16 protein-coding genes are annotated in these 13908 nt (G+C 55.4%); 10 read left to right on the top strand and 6 right to left on the bottom strand.

Features of this window, described 5'->3' with window-relative positions:
* Positions 1 to 24: 24 nt before the first annotated feature.
* The gene (slyA, locus tag C0560_RS09505) at positions 25 to 465 is read right to left on the bottom strand and encodes a transcriptional regulator SlyA (RefSeq protein WP_100780397.1); all 441 of its coding nucleotides are present in this window, start codon (positions 463 to 465) and stop codon (positions 25 to 27) included.
* A 176-nt stretch (positions 466 to 641) separates the two neighbouring features.
* Between slyA and C0560_RS09500 the strand changes: the two genes are divergently transcribed.
* From C0560_RS09500 to C0560_RS09490, 3 genes are read left to right on the top strand one after another with little or no spacing between them, the layout of a single operon-like run.
* Complete coding sequence (locus tag C0560_RS09500) at positions 642 to 878, top strand: DUF1656 domain-containing protein (RefSeq protein WP_100780398.1); 237 nt, start codon at positions 642 to 644, stop codon at positions 876 to 878.
* A gap of 2 nt (positions 879 to 880) precedes the next feature.
* Complete coding sequence (locus tag C0560_RS09495) at positions 881 to 1741, top strand: HlyD family secretion protein (RefSeq protein WP_123428943.1); 861 nt, start codon at positions 881 to 883, stop codon at positions 1739 to 1741.
* Complete coding sequence (locus tag C0560_RS09490; RefSeq protein WP_248860091.1) at positions 1741 to 3774, top strand: FUSC family protein; 2034 nt, start codon at positions 1741 to 1743, stop codon at positions 3772 to 3774. Before C0560_RS09495 ends, C0560_RS09490 begins: the two co-directional genes overlap by 1 nt.
* Here the strand turns inward: C0560_RS09490 and sodC are convergent.
* The 3 genes from sodC to C0560_RS09475 all read right to left on the bottom strand — a co-directional run bounded on the left by sodC (position 3753) and on the right by C0560_RS09475 (position 5536).
* Positions 3753 to 4271, bottom strand: a complete 519-nt coding sequence (gene sodC / locus C0560_RS09485) for a superoxide dismutase [Cu-Zn] SodC (protein ID WP_100780401.1) — start codon at positions 4269 to 4271, stop codon at positions 3753 to 3755. The two genes, C0560_RS09490 and sodC, sit on opposite strands and share 22 nt — an antisense overlap.
* Before the next feature lie 80 nt (positions 4272 to 4351).
* Positions 4352 to 5248, bottom strand: coding sequence for an aldo/keto reductase family oxidoreductase (locus C0560_RS09480; RefSeq protein ID WP_100780402.1), 897 nt, complete (start codon positions 5246 to 5248; stop codon positions 4352 to 4354).
* A gap of 48 nt (positions 5249 to 5296) precedes the next feature.
* Positions 5297 to 5536, bottom strand: a complete 240-nt coding sequence (locus C0560_RS09475; protein WP_100780403.1) for a DUF1289 domain-containing protein — start codon at positions 5534 to 5536, stop codon at positions 5297 to 5299.
* Between the two features lie 148 nt (positions 5537 to 5684).
* Between C0560_RS09475 and eptA the strand changes: the two genes are divergently transcribed.
* The 5 genes from eptA to rnt all read left to right on the top strand — a co-directional run bounded on the left by eptA (position 5685) and on the right by rnt (position 10356).
* A complete protein-coding gene (gene eptA / locus C0560_RS09470) occupies positions 5685 to 7313 on the top strand; it encodes a phosphoethanolamine transferase EptA (protein ID WP_248860269.1) in 1629 nt (542 codons plus the stop codon).
* Between the two features lie 39 nt (positions 7314 to 7352).
* On the top strand, positions 7353 to 7952 hold the full coding sequence (locus C0560_RS09465) for a TetR/AcrR family transcriptional regulator (protein ID WP_102103566.1): 600 nt from the start codon (positions 7353 to 7355) through the stop codon (positions 7950 to 7952).
* Positions 7953 to 8005: 53 nt separating this feature from the next.
* On the top strand, positions 8006 to 9103 hold the full coding sequence (locus C0560_RS09460) for an alkene reductase (RefSeq protein ID WP_102103565.1): 1098 nt from the start codon (positions 8006 to 8008) through the stop codon (positions 9101 to 9103).
* A 99-nt stretch (positions 9104 to 9202) separates the two neighbouring features.
* On the top strand, positions 9203 to 9610 hold the full coding sequence (gloA, locus tag C0560_RS09455) for a lactoylglutathione lyase (RefSeq protein WP_012017189.1): 408 nt from the start codon (positions 9203 to 9205) through the stop codon (positions 9608 to 9610).
* 95 nt (positions 9611 to 9705) lie between these two features.
* Complete coding sequence (gene rnt / locus C0560_RS09450) at positions 9706 to 10356, top strand: ribonuclease T (protein ID WP_181827788.1); 651 nt, start codon at positions 9706 to 9708, stop codon at positions 10354 to 10356.
* 47 nt (positions 10357 to 10403) lie between these two features.
* On the opposite strand, the gene grxD is transcribed toward rnt, so the two are convergent.
* Positions 10404 to 10751: a monothiol glutaredoxin 4 gene (gene grxD / locus C0560_RS09445; RefSeq protein WP_095281803.1), complete on the bottom strand. Its 348-nt coding sequence runs from the start codon at positions 10749 to 10751 to the stop codon at positions 10404 to 10406.
* 339 nt (positions 10752 to 11090) lie between these two features.
* On the opposite strand from grxD, the gene C0560_RS09440 reads away from it, so the two are divergent.
* A complete protein-coding gene (locus C0560_RS09440) occupies positions 11091 to 11873 on the top strand; it encodes a C40 family peptidase (protein WP_100780408.1) in 783 nt (260 codons plus the stop codon).
* Positions 11874 to 11995: 122 nt separating this feature from the next.
* Entirely contained in the window at positions 11996 to 12577 is a 582-nt protein-coding gene (sodB, locus tag C0560_RS09435; RefSeq protein ID WP_100780409.1) for a superoxide dismutase [Fe], read from the top strand.
* A gap of 38 nt (positions 12578 to 12615) precedes the next feature.
* Here the strand turns inward: sodB and C0560_RS09430 are convergent, their stop codons facing one another.
* Positions 12616 to 13782 (bottom strand): MFS transporter, encoded by a 1167-nt coding sequence (locus C0560_RS09430; protein WP_181827787.1) that lies wholly within the window; start codon positions 13780 to 13782, stop codon positions 12616 to 12618.
* Positions 13783 to 13908: the final 126 nt, after the last annotated feature.

Here is a 13908-nt window from a genome sequence, read left to right as displayed (position 1 = left end):
GCGATGCAAGGCTTTGTCATGACGTCAGTCGCGGGTTTGCAGCTCATTGATGTTTTGCTCAAGGCGAGCAATCATATCAATCAGCTGTTCCAGCTCGGCCGGTGAAATCCCGGAAAGGATCTCCCCCCGCGTTTTGCTGATCACCGCTTCCATCTCAGTGATGATAGGCGCTGCCTTTTCCGTCAGTTTAATGCGTTTAGCACGGCGATCGCTGGCGCAGGTTTGCCGGGAAATCAGCCCCTTCTCCTCCAGCTGATCGAGCGTACGCACCAGAGATGGCTGCTCAATGCCAATCGCTTTGGCCAGTTGAATTTGTGACTGATCGGGCGGCAACTGATGAATGTTATGCAGCGTGACCCAATGCGTCTGTGTCAATTCCAGAGGTTTCAGGCGATGGTCAATCAGAGCACGCCAGATGCGTACCAACCTTGCCAGATCAGAACCTAATGGCGATTCCAATTTCATCTCCTTATAATTAGCTTGCTAAGTTATTATACTGATTTTAGAATAGTGTGCAGCATTTATATTGGCAAAACAAATGCAATACTGCATTCATCAATTCCGAACGGATCATTTACACTTAATGAAGACACTTCATTGTGTTAACACTGGCCCCTCACCACTGCAAAGGATCTCTGCTCGTGAAGTTCTCTACTAGCTCCGCGGGGTTACCCCTTCAGGACCTGATTGTCGGTGCGTCTGTCTATTTTCCCCCAATTTTCAAAGCCGTTATGCTCGGCTTTCTGATCTGGCTTGTGGCTCACCGGCTGCTTCGCGACTGGATGTACTCCGGCGAAATCTGGCACCCCATGCTGATGGATCTTTCGCTGTTTACCCTTTCTGTCTGTCTCGCTCTGGCTCTGTTGATTGCGTGGTGAATATGTCGCTGAAAACCCTTAAATATTTCTCCAGCCTGTTGGTTCTGGCTCTGGCACTGGTCGCGGGCTGGTGGCTATGGAATTTTTACATGCAGTCGCCGTGGACGCGCGATGGCAAAGTCCGCGCCGAGCAGGTCAGCATTACGCCGCAGGTCTCCGGGAGCATTACGTCTTTGCTGGTTAAGGATAACCAGCGGGTGAAGGCGGGAGACGTGCTCTTTCGCATCGATGAGACACCGTTTCATATCGCGGTACTGAACGCCCAGGCGCAGCTGGCAAAGGCGCAGTCCGACCTGGCGAAAGCCAACAATGAAGCCAATCGCCGCCGCCACCTGCCGCAAAATTTTATCTCTGCTGAAGATCTTGATACCGCGAATATCAACGTCAAAGCTATGCAGGCCAGCCTTGAGGTGGCAGAAGCCACGCTGAAACAAGCCCAGTGGCAGTTCACGCAAACGGTCGTTAAAGCACCCGTTGACGGATGGGTAACCAATCTTTCCACCCGCGAGGGGAACTACGCCACTCAGGGGCAGCCGGTCTTTGCGCTGGTAGACAGCCACTCGTTCTACGTTGTCGGCTATTTCGAAGAGACAAAGCTTCGTCATATCCAGGAAGGCGCACCGGCGCAGATCACGCTTTACAGCGGCTCCACCCGGTTACAGGGTCACGTCTCCAGCATTGGTCGCGCCATTTACGATCAGAGTGTCGAGACCGACTCCGGCCTTGTGCCCGACATCAAACCTAACGTGCCGTGGGTGCGCCTCGCCCAGCGCGTTCCGGTCCGCGTGGAGTTCGACAAACTCCCGGCAGACATCACGCTGGTCTCCGGCACAACCTGCACCGTCTCGATCGGAACGCGCTGATGGACCTCTCTGCTTTCTCCTGGCGCAAAATGCCGTGGTTCAAAGCAACCCCTGCGCAGTGGCGATATGCCCTGCGCAACGGCATCGCCATGTGTCTGGCCCTTTCGGTGGCTTATTATCTGAATCTGGATGAGCCTTACTGGGCGATGACCTCAGCGGCGGTGGTCAGTTTTCCTACCGTCGGAGGGGTGATCAGTAAAAGCCTCGGGCGCGTCGCGGGCAGCCTGCTGGGGGCCACGGCGGCGCTGATTATCGCCGGGCACACGCTCAACGATCCCTGGCTCTTTTTGCTGAGCATGGCCGGCTGGCTGGGCTTGTGTACCTGGGCCTGCGCCCATTTTACCAACAACGTGGCCTACGCGTTCCAGCTCGCCGGTTATACGGCGGCGATTATCGCCTTTCCGGTAGTCAACATTCTGGATACCACCGAGCTGTGGGATATCGCTCAGGCACGCGTGTGCGAAGTGATCATCGGTATCCTCTGCGGCGGCGTGATGATGATGATTCTGCCCAGCACCTCGGATGGAACGACACTTATCACCGCCCTGAAAACCATGCATGCTCGCCTGCTTGAGCACGCAAGTTTACTCTGGCAGCCTGACTCCAGCGACGCGATCCGCCTTGCCCACGAGAAAGTCATCGGGCAGATCCTGACGATGAACCTGCTGCGTATTCAGGCGTTCTGGAGCCATTACCGTTTTCGTCGCCAGAACACGTTGCTGAACTATCTTCTTCACCAGCAATTGAGGATGACCAGCGCCCTCTCCGGCCTGCGCAGGATGTTACTCAACTGGCCAAATCCGCCGGAAAACACGCGGGAAGTGATCGACCGTCTGCTGGCGGCGCTCGCTAACCCGCAAACCGATATCCTTACGGTGGCGCGGATTGTTGCCCCTCTCGCCCCGACGGATGAGTTTGACTACCGCCATCGCGCCTTCTGGCAGCGACTGCTCTATTTCTGTCGTTTATATCTGCGCAGCAGCCGCTGGATCAGAGCCGTTGAGGAAGCAACGCCAATAACCGAATTCGCGGTGCCGGGCAGCCCGGCGCTGACCCGTCATACGGATAATATCGAAGCGCTCTGGAGCGGATTTCGCACCTTTTGCGCCCTGATGCTGGTGGGCGCCTGGAGCATTACGACGCAGTGGGAATCCGGCTCGGCGGCGTTGACTCTGGCGGCAATCAGCTGCGTGCTTTACTCGGTAGCGGCTTCCCCCTTCAACTCCCTCACGCTGCTGTTGCGCACGCTGGTGCTGCTCTCGCTGTTCAGTTTCGCGGTGAAATTCGGTCTGATGGTGCAGGTCACCGATCTGTGGCAGTTCCTGCTGTTCCTGTTTCCGCTGCTCACGACCATGCAATTGCTGAAATTGCAGATGCCAAAACTCGCCGGATTGTGGGGGCAGTTGATCGTCTTTATGGGTTCGTTTATCTCTGTCACCAATCCACCGGTGTACGATTTCGCCGATTTTCTGAATGATAATCTGGCGAAAATCCTCGGTGTTGGTCTGGCCTGGCTGGCGTTTGCGGTCCTGCGTCCTGGCTCCGATGCGCGCAAAAGCCGACGCCACATTCGCGAGTTGCGCGCGGGATTTGTCGATCAGCTCAGCCGCAAACCCCATCTGAGTGAAAATGAGTACGAGTCGCTGGTTTATCATCACGTCAGCCAGCTGAACAACAGTCAGGACGAATTATCCCGCCGCTGGCTGCTGCGCTGGGGCGTAGTGCTGCTGAACTGCTCGCATGTGGTGTGGCAGTTGCGAGCGTGGGAAACGCGCTCAGATCCGCTGTCGCAGGTGCGCGATATCTGTATCTCTCTGCTGAGAGATGTCATGAGCAAACGAGGCGTGCAGCAACGTCCGCTGGCGGTCACGCTTGCCGAGCTGCAGCGCATCAGTGAGACGCTCGCACGCCACCCCCTTCCGGCCGCGCGCGATTTAGCGTCTCTTGTCTGGCGTTTACACTGTTCTCTGTCGCAGCTGGAACAGGCCCCGCCGCCAGGGACAATCACCGATCAGATCACGCCGCAGGCGTAGCGTGCGCCGCCACCGCCCAAGGGTTTAGGCTGATCGGACATGTTATCGCCGCCGACGTGAATCATCAGCGCCTTGCCTTTGATGTCATCAAGTTTTTTCAGACGCGGTGCCACAACGGGGTCGGTGGCTATTCCGTCGTTGTTCACCACCAGCACAGGCAGATCGCCCTCGTGGCCTAGCCCTTCCGGACCTTCGTGTTTGCCCGTCTGATGAGGGTCAAAGTGGCCGCCAGCGGCTTCTGCCGCAGAGGCTTTACCCTCTTTCAGTGCAGGCTGACAGCTGCCTTTAGCGTGAACGTGAAAACCATGTTCACCAGGAGGAAGTGCTTTGAGATCGGGCGCAAATTTCAGCCCTTTGTCGGTTTCAGAAATCGTCACCGTCCCGATGGACTGGCCGATCCCTTGTGAGGTAACGAGATTCATGTCGACGGTTTCGCTGGCTGCCTGCGCACCTGCGCACACAACCAGCGTCACGACTGCCAGAGCAAAACGCTTCATATGACCTCCTCGGGTTTAATTTGCCCCTAAAGTTTAGACCAGGGGCAACATTTTCACCGGAAAGTCAGGCTAATGCGCGGTTAAGGTACGTCGTAGCCCAGCGCGGCCTTGCGGATGCGGAACCACTGCTGGCGCGTCATCTGCAGCTCTTCTGCCGCAATCGCCGAGCGCACACGCTCGATTTTGCCGGAGCCAATAATCGGCAGCGGCTGCGACGGCAGGCGCAGGATCCACGCATAAACGACTTGCTCAATGCTTTCGGCGTTTAGCTCGCGGGCCACGGTTTCCAGTTCATCTCGCAGCGGCTGGAAGGCCTCGTCGTTGAACAGACGTCCACCGCCAAGGCAGGACCAGGCCATCGGACGAATGCGCAGCTGTTGCAGCTGATCGAGAGTTCCGTCGAGCAGCAGCGGCTGGTGAACCGGGGAGATTTCCACCTGGTTGGTCGCGAGCGTAAACGGCAGACGGGACTGGAGCAGCGCGAACTGCGCCGGTGTGAAGTTCGACACGCCGAAGTGGCGCACTTTCCCGCTCTGATGCAGCGACAGGAACGCCTGCGCCACGTCGTCCGCATCCATCAGGGGATCGGGACGGTGAATCAGCAGCAAATCCAGATGGTCGGTGGCCAGATTGACCAGCGACTGCTCGGCGCTTTTGATGATGTGATCGCTGTCGGTGATGTAATGCCCCAGGGCATTTTCGGCGCGCGCGGTGGTGGCAATACCGCATTTGGTAACAATCTCCATGCGCTCACGCAGGTGTGGCGCAAGTTTCATGGCCTCGCCAAACGCCGCTTCGCACAGATAGCCGCCGTAGATATCGGCGTGGTCGACAGTGGTAATCCCGAGGTCGAGATGTTCCTCAATGAAACTGACCAGCTGGCGCGGGGACATATTCCAGTCCATCAGACGCCAGTAACCCATGACAAAACGCGAAAACTCTGGGCCCTGCGGGGCAAGGGCAATACGCTGAACCATAACAATTTCCTCAAGGAAGTGATGTCATGAGTATACGCATATCCGCCGCTAAAAAAGTGAAGGCTGCTGAGGTTCTTCCGTATCGGTCGGTTTGTTTGCGCGTAATTTGCGCAATAGACGCTGTCGGCACAGGCGTATGACATCCTGTTTTTCCGCGTCGCTCATCTTTTGCCAGTTAAAACGCTCGTCGCGGCTGCGCATACAGCCCCGGCAAAAACCGCGTTCATCCGACTGACAAATTCCCCGGCACGGGCTCTGGATGGGGAAAAACTCCAGTTGCTCTGCCACACACACCTCCCGAAATCACTTAACACCTTCAGTGAAGACGCTAAACGCCGTGCCTGCAAGGGCTTTAGCACAGAAATGTGTCATTAAGGTTTCTCTAATCTTCGCTCCCTATACTCGCCTCATCAATATAACAAATGGTTTCTTAATGATGTGGTCCGCGAAAAAGTTACAGTGTAACGATATTAAATTTACCCTCGGTTGCGCCCTGTTCTTTACTCTCCTCAATGCCCTGTTTATTCAACGCAGCTGGCAGATTATTGCCCCGTCGCATCTGCACGATTTCCTGTTTGCGGCGTCCGTCCCGCTGGTTCTGTTTTGTGGCTGGGTGATTATTTTCAGCCTGCTGAATATTCCGTTTATCCGTAAACCGCTGATGATTCTGTTGACCCTGGGCTGTGCCGGGGCCACGTACTTTATGTTCACCTATGGCGCCGTCATCGATCAGAACATGATGGTGAATATTTTCGAGACCAACTCGCAGGAAGCCACCGCGCTGGTCACGCCGCAAATGCTGCTGTGGATCGCGGCGATCGGGTTGATACCCTCCATTGCACTGCTGTTTATTCGTATTCGTTCCGGGAAATGGTGGTACACGCTGCTTACGCGCGTCGCGGCCATTCTGGGTGCCCTGATGGTGATTATTCTGGTGGCCTCGGTCTTCTATAAGGATTACGCCTCGCTATTTCGCAATAACAAAAGCATCGTCAAAATGGTGACGCCTGCTAACTACGTCAGCGCCATTGCCAAATACAGCAAAAACCGCTGGTTTGCAGGCGATCAAACGCTGGTACGCATCGGCCAGGACGCCCAGAAAGGGCCAGTCATTCTCGCGCAGAAGAAAAAGACGGTGCTGGTGCTGGTGATTGGCGAAGCCTCTCGCGCGGAAAATTACTCTCTCAACGGCTACGGGCGCGACACCAACCCGCAGCTCAAAAAAGAGAACATGATTAACTTCCCGCAGGCGTCTTCGTGCGGAACAGAAACGGCGGTTTCAGTGCCGTGCATGTTCTCCGGTATGCCGCGCAAAAAATATGATGCCGATCTGGCCCGTCATCAGGAAGGTTTACTGGATGTGCTGGCGCATGCAGGCATTAATCTGCTGTGGCGTGAAAACGACGGCGGCTGTAAGGGCGCCTGCGATCGCATTCCGCACACGGATATGACCCAGTGGAAACTGGATCAGTTCTGTAAAGACAAATCCTGTATCGATGACGTCAACCTGCACCGTCTGGACAACGTGCTCGATGGGCTGCAGCAGGACTCGGTTCTGGTGATCCACCTGATGGGTAGCCACGGTCCGGCCTATTACCAGCGCTATCCAAAAGCGTATCGCCAGTTTACCCCGACCTGCGACACCAATCAGATTCAGGACTGCGATCACCAGGCGCTGATGAATACCTACGACAACACCATCCTCTATACGGATAGCGTGGTCAGTAAAACCATTGATGCACTGAAAGCGCGTCAGACGACGATGAACACCGCGCTGATTTATCTCTCCGATCACGGCGAATCGCTCGGCGAAAACGGGCTGTATCTGCACGGCACGCCGTACATGCTGGCGCCGACACAGCAGACGCATATTCCGTTTATGTTCTGGCTCTCGCCGGATTACGTGAACAATTACAGTATCAACGAGCCGTGCTTACGCGATCGGGCGGCGAAAACAGAGGTGTCTCAGGATAATTTGTTCTCGACCGTGCTCGGGATGATGAACATAAAATCAGCGGTTTATCATCCGCAGATGGATCTCATCAGTACCTGTCGAAAATCGTGATACTTGCATTAGACCGATTGGTCTATTACAGTGAGCGCCATGAGCAAAAATACTGAACACGATACACGCGAACACCTTCTGGCCACCGGCGAGCGTCTCTGTATGCACCGCGGGTTTACCGGAATGGGGCTGAGCGAGTTGTTAAAAACCGCTGAGGTGCCAAAGGGTTCGTTTTATCACTACTTCCGCTCCAAAGAAGCGTTTGGCGTGGCGATGCTGGAGCGGCACTATGCCAGTTACCACCAGCGTCTCGCCGCCCATTTTGCCAGCGGCGAAGGGTGCTACCGTGATCGTGTGCTCAACTACTATCAGGAAACGCTGAACCAGTTCTGTCAGCAGGGCATTATCAGCGGTTGCCTGACCGTTAAATTGTCCGCCGAAGTGTGCGATCTGTCAGAAGATATGCGCACCGCGATGGACAAAGGGGCCAGCGGCGTTATCGCCCTGCTGGCTCAGGCGCTGGAAAAAGGTCGCGCTGAAAAAACGCTAAACTTTAGCGGCGATCCTTTAACTCAGGCCCAGGTGTTGTACGCGCTGTGGTTAGGCGCAAATTTGCAGGCCAAAATTTCCCGCAGCGCCGTGCCGCTTGAAAGCGCGCTGGCGCATGTGAAGAACAGTATTACGACGCCTGGCGTTTAACAGGCGTTTTTATTTATTCATCTACTAGTCGACCGGTCTACTCAGGAGTCATGATGTCAACTGAAAAATTATTTACCCCACTGAAAATCGGTGCGGTTACCGCACCTAATCGCGTATTAATGGCCCCTCTCACCCGTCTGCGCAGCATTGAGCCGGGCGATATCCCAACGCCGCTGATGGGTGAATACTATCGCCAGCGCGCCAGCTCTGGCCTGATCATTTCCGAAGCGACCCAAATCTCCGCTCAGGCGAAAGGTTATGCGGGCGCACCGGGCCTGCACAGCCCAGAGCAGATCGCAGCATGGAAAAAAATCACCGCCGGTGTTCATGCCGATGATGGTCGCATCGCGGTCCAGCTGTGGCATACGGGCCGTATCTCCCACAACAGCATCCAGCCTGGCGGCCAGGCACCGGTTTCCGCGTCTGCCCTGAACGCCGGAACCCGCACCTCACTGCGTGATGAAAACGGCCATGCCATTCGCGTGGATACCTCTACCCCACGCGCGCTGGAACTCGATGAGATCCCAGGCATCGTCAATGATTTCCGTCAGGCCGTCGCGAATGCACGTGAAGCCGGTTTCGACCTGGTCGAGCTGCACTCTGCGCATGGTTACCTGCTGCACCAGTTCCTCTCCCCGTCTTCTAACCAGCGTACCGATCAGTACGGCGGCAGCGTGGAAAACCGCGCCCGTCTGGTGCTGGAAGTGGTGGATGCGGTGTGTCAGGAGTGGAGCCCGGACCGTATCGGTATCCGCGTCTCACCAATTGGATCGTTCCAGAACGTGGACAACGGCCCGAACGAAGAAGCCGACGCGCTGTATCTGATCGAAGAGCTGGCGAAACGCGGCATCGCGTATCTGCACATGTCCGAGCCGGACTGGGCGGGCGGTCAGCCGTACTCTGAGGCATTCCGTGAGAAAGTGCGTGCGCGCTTCCAGGGCGTCATCATCGGTGCGGGTGCGTATACCCCAGAAAAAGCGGAAGATCTGATCGGCAAAGGTTTGATTGACGCCGTGGCCTTTGGTCGCGATTACATCGCCAACCCGGACCTGGTGGCACGTCTGCAGCGTAAAGCCGAGCTGAACCCACAGCGTCCAGAAAGCTTCTATGGCGGCGGCGCTGAAGGCTATACCGACTACCCTTCCCTGTAATTCCTCGGTTGTCCATTGATAGCGGCGATGATTCGCCGCTATACTAAAACATCGTTTCTGTTCAAAAAGATAAGCCATTGAGTTGGTCAAGAGGAAAATATGCGCCTACTTCATACCATGCTGCGCGTTGGCAACCTGCAACGTTCTATCGATTTCTACACTAACGTACTGGGCATGCAGCTGCTGCGCACCAGCGAAAACCCGGAATACAAATATTCCCTGGCGTTCGTCGGTTACGGCCCGGAAAGCGACGAAGCAGTTATCGAGCTGACCTACAACTGGGATGTCGATAGCTACGAGCTGGGCACCGCTTACGGCCACATCGCGCTGGAAGTGGATAATGCGGCAGAAGCGTGCGAGCGCATTCGCAGCAACGGCGGCAACGTGACGCGCGAAGCGGGTCCGGTCAAAGGCGGCACCACCGTGATTGCCTTCGTGGAAGATCCTGACGGTTACAAAATCGAACTGATTGAAGCCAAAGACGCCGGTCGCGGTCTGGGCAATTGATCCCTCCGGGCGCGTTCTGCGCCCGTTGTTTTACTGCATCGCCTCGCAAAATTTGTCATAATACGCACTGCTTTTTTCCCTTGTAAGAGACCCTGATGTCCGATAACGCTCAACTTACCGGTCTGTGCGACCGTTTTCGTGGTTTTTATCCTGTTGTGATTGATGTAGAAACAGCCGGATTTAACGCTAAAACCGATGCGCTGCTTGAGATTGCAGCCATTACGCTGAAAATGGATGAACAGGGCTGGCTTACACCGGACACCACGCTGCATTTCCATGTTGAACCCTTTGAAGGCGCGGACCTGCAGCCAGAAGCGCTGGCCTTTAACGGCATCGATCCTACGAACCCACTGCGTGGCGCGGTGAGTGAATATGACGCCTTGCACGCCATTTTTAAAATGGTGCGCAAAGGCATGAAGGACAGCAACTGCAATCGCGCGATCATGGTGGCGCACAACGCCACGTTCGATCACAGCTTTATGATGGCTGCCGCCGAGCGCGCGTCGCTCAAGCGTAACCCGTTCCATCCGTTCGTGACCTTCGATACCGCCGCGCTGAGCGGGCTGGCACTGGGCCAGACCGTGCTCTCCAAAGCCTGTATTACTGCGGGCATCGATTTCGATGGTACTCAGGCTCACTCGGCGCTGTACGACACAGAGCGCACATCAGAACTCTTTTGTGAGATTGTGAACCGCTGGAAGCGTCTGGGCGGCTGGCCGCTGCCGATGGGCGACAGCGAAGAATAAAAAAAGCGACCGAAAGGTCGCTTTTTTTTTGCCTGATGCAAAAGAACTTATTCTGCGTCTGGCTCTTCGGTTTTGTACTTGGCAGCGGTTTCTTTGATCAGCTGCTGCAGTTCACCACGCTGATACATTTCGATCAGAATGTCGCAACCGCCGACCAGCTCACCATCAACCCACAGCTGCGGGAAGGTTGGCCAGTTAGCGTATTTCGGCAGCTCAGCGCGGATGTCCGGATTCTGCAGAATATCAACGTAAGCAAAACGCTCGCCACAGGCAGACAGCGCCTGCACGGCTTGTGCAGAGAAACCGCAGTTTGGCAGCTTCGGTGAACCTTTCATGTACAGCAGAATCGGGTTTTCAGCGATCTGGCGCTGGATTTTTTCAATAGTCGTGCTCATGTCTTGCTTCCTTTAACTTCTGTTACGGCGATCGTCTGACATTGTAGCGGGTCAGAGAGACATCGGAAAATAACATTTTCGTCACCTGCTTATATCTTAACGGTTGTCGGCTAAAGTTGCATTCCAAAGATAGCTTACCCCCTCACCCGGTGTGGTTTTGTTCAGGGAGTGAACAACGCGGCAACAATCTGACTTTTTTTTTGCACTCGCTAACGAAACAGACTTTTAGACCGATAAATGCTATTAACTTCTCGCAGATTTTTAGATTAGAATCGACGGGCTTTGTAAATCATACGTGGGTACTATTGATGACCCACATCTAATTCAGGGGAATGCTCAGTGGCGCGGATAACAAAAATCTCGATCACGCTCTGTGCTTTACTGTTTACATCACTCGTTTTCACGCCAGCGGCTAACGCCTCGGAGCAGGCGCGGCACTCTGCCGTGCAGAAGTCACATCTGGCGAAAACCACAGAACGTAAGAAAAAAACACCTACCAGCACCCGTAAAAGCGAAAAGAAAAAAACCACTACCGCACGAAAGCAGTCCACCTCCAGTAAGGCCCTCACCAGTAAAACCCGCAGCAAACCCACCCGCACTGCCGCAAAAGTTGCAAAAGTGGCTCCGGAAAAATGCACCGTCCGGAAAGGCCACAAAACGAACTGCGTGAAAGTGGGTAAAACTGCGAAGCTCTCTGAGGTGCATAAAGTGCGCGTTCAGAAAGCGCAGAAAACCGCGATGAACAAGCTGATGGGGCAGATTGGCAAACCCTATCATTGGGGCGGTACCTCCCCGCGCACCGGTTTCGACTGCAGTGGTCTGGTCTATTACGCCTATAAAGATCTGGTGAAGTTCCGCATCCCGCGTACGGCGAATGAGATGTATCACCTGCGCGATGCAGCAGCCGTGAATCGCGGTGAGCTGGAGAGCGGAGATCTGGTCTTCTTCCGCACGCAAGGCCGCGGCACCGCCGATCACGTTGGCGTTTACGTTGGCAACGGCAAGTTTATCCAGTCGCCTCGCAGCGGCCAGGATATCCAAATCACCTCCCTGAGCGAAGATTACTGGGTTCGCCACTACGTTGGCGCCCGCCGCGTAATGACCCCGAAAACCATTCGCTAATCCCTGCCCTGCCGCACCGTCGGCAGGGTAAGTTCCTCTTTTGCATACCCTTTCAATTTGCTACTCTATCCTTGCACTCAATAGGGTTATTGCAGTGCAACACTATAATAAGGAGAGAAGCAATGTCGTTCGAATTACCTGCATTACCGTATGCAAAAGACGCCCTGGCTCCGCACATTTCGGCGGAAACCCTGGAATATCACTACGGCAAACACCATCAGACCTATGTCACTAACCTGAACAATCTGGTTAAGGGCACTGCGTTTGAAGGTAAAACGCTGGAAGAGATTGTGCGCAGTTCTGACGGCGGTGTGTTCAACAACGCTGCTCAGGTCTGGAACCACACGTTCTACTGGCACTGCCTGGCACCGAACGCCGGTGGCGAACCAACCGGTGAACTGGCGGCTGCCATTAACGCCGCATTCGGCAGCTTTGCAGATTTCAAAGCGAAGTTTACTGACGCTGCAATTAAGAACTTCGGCTCTGGCTGGACGTGGCTGGTCAAAGAGGCTGACGGCAAACTGGCTATCGTCTCAACGTCAAACGCGGGAACGCCACTGACCACCAGCGCGAAACCGCTGATGACCGTTGATGTGTGGGAACACGCGTATTATATCGACTACCGTAACGCTCGCCCGAACTACCTTGAGCACTTCTGGGCGCTGGTTAACTGGGAATTTGTGGCGAAGAACTTCGCGGCATAAATGAGACGCAGAAGGGGCAGCCCTTCTGCGTTTTTTGATTACTCTGTGACGCGAACAGGTTCCGGCTGTTTACGGCCCGATGTCAGGACCAGCAGCAGACCGAGCGCCGCAATAATCGCCCCCATCACCGGTACAAAAGCGTATCCCAGCCCGCCTGAAATCACCGCCCCACCCGCTGCCGCACCCAGCGCATTCCCGAGATTAAACGCACCGATATTCACGGAAGAAGACAGGCCCGGCGCTTCGTGCGCCACACGCATGACGCGCATCTGCAATGGCGGAACCACGGCAAAGGTTGCAGCGCCCCACACCACCATCGCGATGGCCGCCCCAAACTCGTTGCGCGCAAGCCAGGGAATCGCGAGCATAATCACAATCAGCAGCGTTAAGAAGCCTTTCAGCGTCCCGGTGACCGAGCGATCCGCCAGTTTACCGCCGAGATAGTTGCCCAGAGAGAAACCGATGCCAATCAGCACCAGCATCGCCGTCACGAACAGCGGTGTGGCGTGAGTAATATCGTGCAGTACCGGTGAAATGTAGGTGTAGAGCGTAAACATCGCGCCCGCCCCGAGCACCGTGGTTAACAGAGCAGACAACACCTGTGGACGAACCAGCACCGACAGCTCTTTACGCACGTCCGGGCGCTCACCCGCCTCGCCTTTCGGAAGCGAGAAGAACAGGGCAATCATCGCCACTACGCCCAGCCCTGCGGTTGCCATAAAGGACATCCGCCAGCCAATGACTTCACCAAGCCAGGTCGCCGCCGGTACACCGCCAATATTGGCGATGGTTAGCCCCATAAACATGGTTGCCACCGCGCTGGCCTGCTTGTGTTTTGGCACCACGCTCGCCGCCACCACTGAGCCTAAGCCAAAGAACGCGCCGTGGTTCAGGCTGGTCAGAATGCGTGACAGCAGCAACGTGGTGTAATCCGGTGACAGCGCCGAGAGCACGTTACCGAGGGTAAAAATCGCCATCAGGAAGATCAGCGCATTGCGACGGGCACGATGCGATAACAGCAGCGTCATGAGCGGCGCACCAATCATCACGCCAATGGCGTAGGCGCTGATCAGCATGCCTGCGGCCGGAATAGAGACATCTACCCCTTTTGCGATAACCGGCAACAGCCCCATCGGGGAAAACTCGGTGGTGCCGATGCCGAACGCGCCAATCGCCAGGGCCAGCAGGGGAAAATTGATTTTCATTGATTAACTCCGGATGCCGTGTCGTCACGCGACACGGGACTAAGATGTCAAAAGCATGACATTAATCACAAAAAATGAGAAGTTAACAAATTAGCAAAAGATTTTTGCCGTGCGGGTAACAATCAG

This window comes from Lelliottia sp. AC1 (assembly GCF_023278595.1).
GTDB classification, from domain to species: Bacteria; Pseudomonadota; Gammaproteobacteria; order Enterobacterales; family Enterobacteriaceae; genus Enterobacter; species Enterobacter nimipressuralis.
This window is presented reverse-complemented; position numbering and strand designations above follow the sequence as displayed.

Coding starts and splice junctions, on each gene's coding strand:
- C0560_RS09480 (WP_100780402.1), bottom strand. CDS start 5,248: ATGGTTCAGCGTATTGCCCTTGCCCCGCAGGGCCCAGAGTTTTCGCGT.
- C0560_RS09460 (WP_102103565.1), top strand. CDS start 8,006: ATGTCAACTGAAAAATTATTTACCCCACTGAAAATCGGTGCGGTTACC.
- rnt (WP_181827788.1), top strand. CDS start 9,706: ATGTCCGATAACGCTCAACTTACCGGTCTGTGCGACCGTTTTCGTGGT.
- slyA (WP_100780397.1), bottom strand. CDS start 465: ATGAAATTGGAATCGCCATTAGGTTCTGATCTGGCAAGGTTGGTACGC.
- C0560_RS09430 (WP_181827787.1), bottom strand. CDS start 13,782: ATGAAAATCAATTTTCCCCTGCTGGCCCTGGCGATTGGCGCGTTCGGC.
- eptA (WP_248860269.1), top strand. CDS start 5,685: ATGTGGTCCGCGAAAAAGTTACAGTGTAACGATATTAAATTTACCCTC.
- gloA (WP_012017189.1), top strand. CDS start 9,203: ATGCGCCTACTTCATACCATGCTGCGCGTTGGCAACCTGCAACGTTCT.
- grxD (WP_095281803.1), bottom strand. CDS start 10,751: ATGAGCACGACTATTGAAAAAATCCAGCGCCAGATCGCTGAAAACCCG.
- sodB (WP_100780409.1), top strand. CDS start 11,996: ATGTCGTTCGAATTACCTGCATTACCGTATGCAAAAGACGCCCTGGCT.
- C0560_RS09465 (WP_102103566.1), top strand. CDS start 7,353: ATGAGCAAAAATACTGAACACGATACACGCGAACACCTTCTGGCCACC.
- C0560_RS09490 (WP_248860091.1), top strand. CDS start 1,741: ATGGACCTCTCTGCTTTCTCCTGGCGCAAAATGCCGTGGTTCAAAGCA.
- sodC (WP_100780401.1), bottom strand. CDS start 4,271: ATGAAGCGTTTTGCTCTGGCAGTCGTGACGCTGGTTGTGTGCGCAGGT.
- C0560_RS09495 (WP_123428943.1), top strand. CDS start 881: ATGTCGCTGAAAACCCTTAAATATTTCTCCAGCCTGTTGGTTCTGGCT.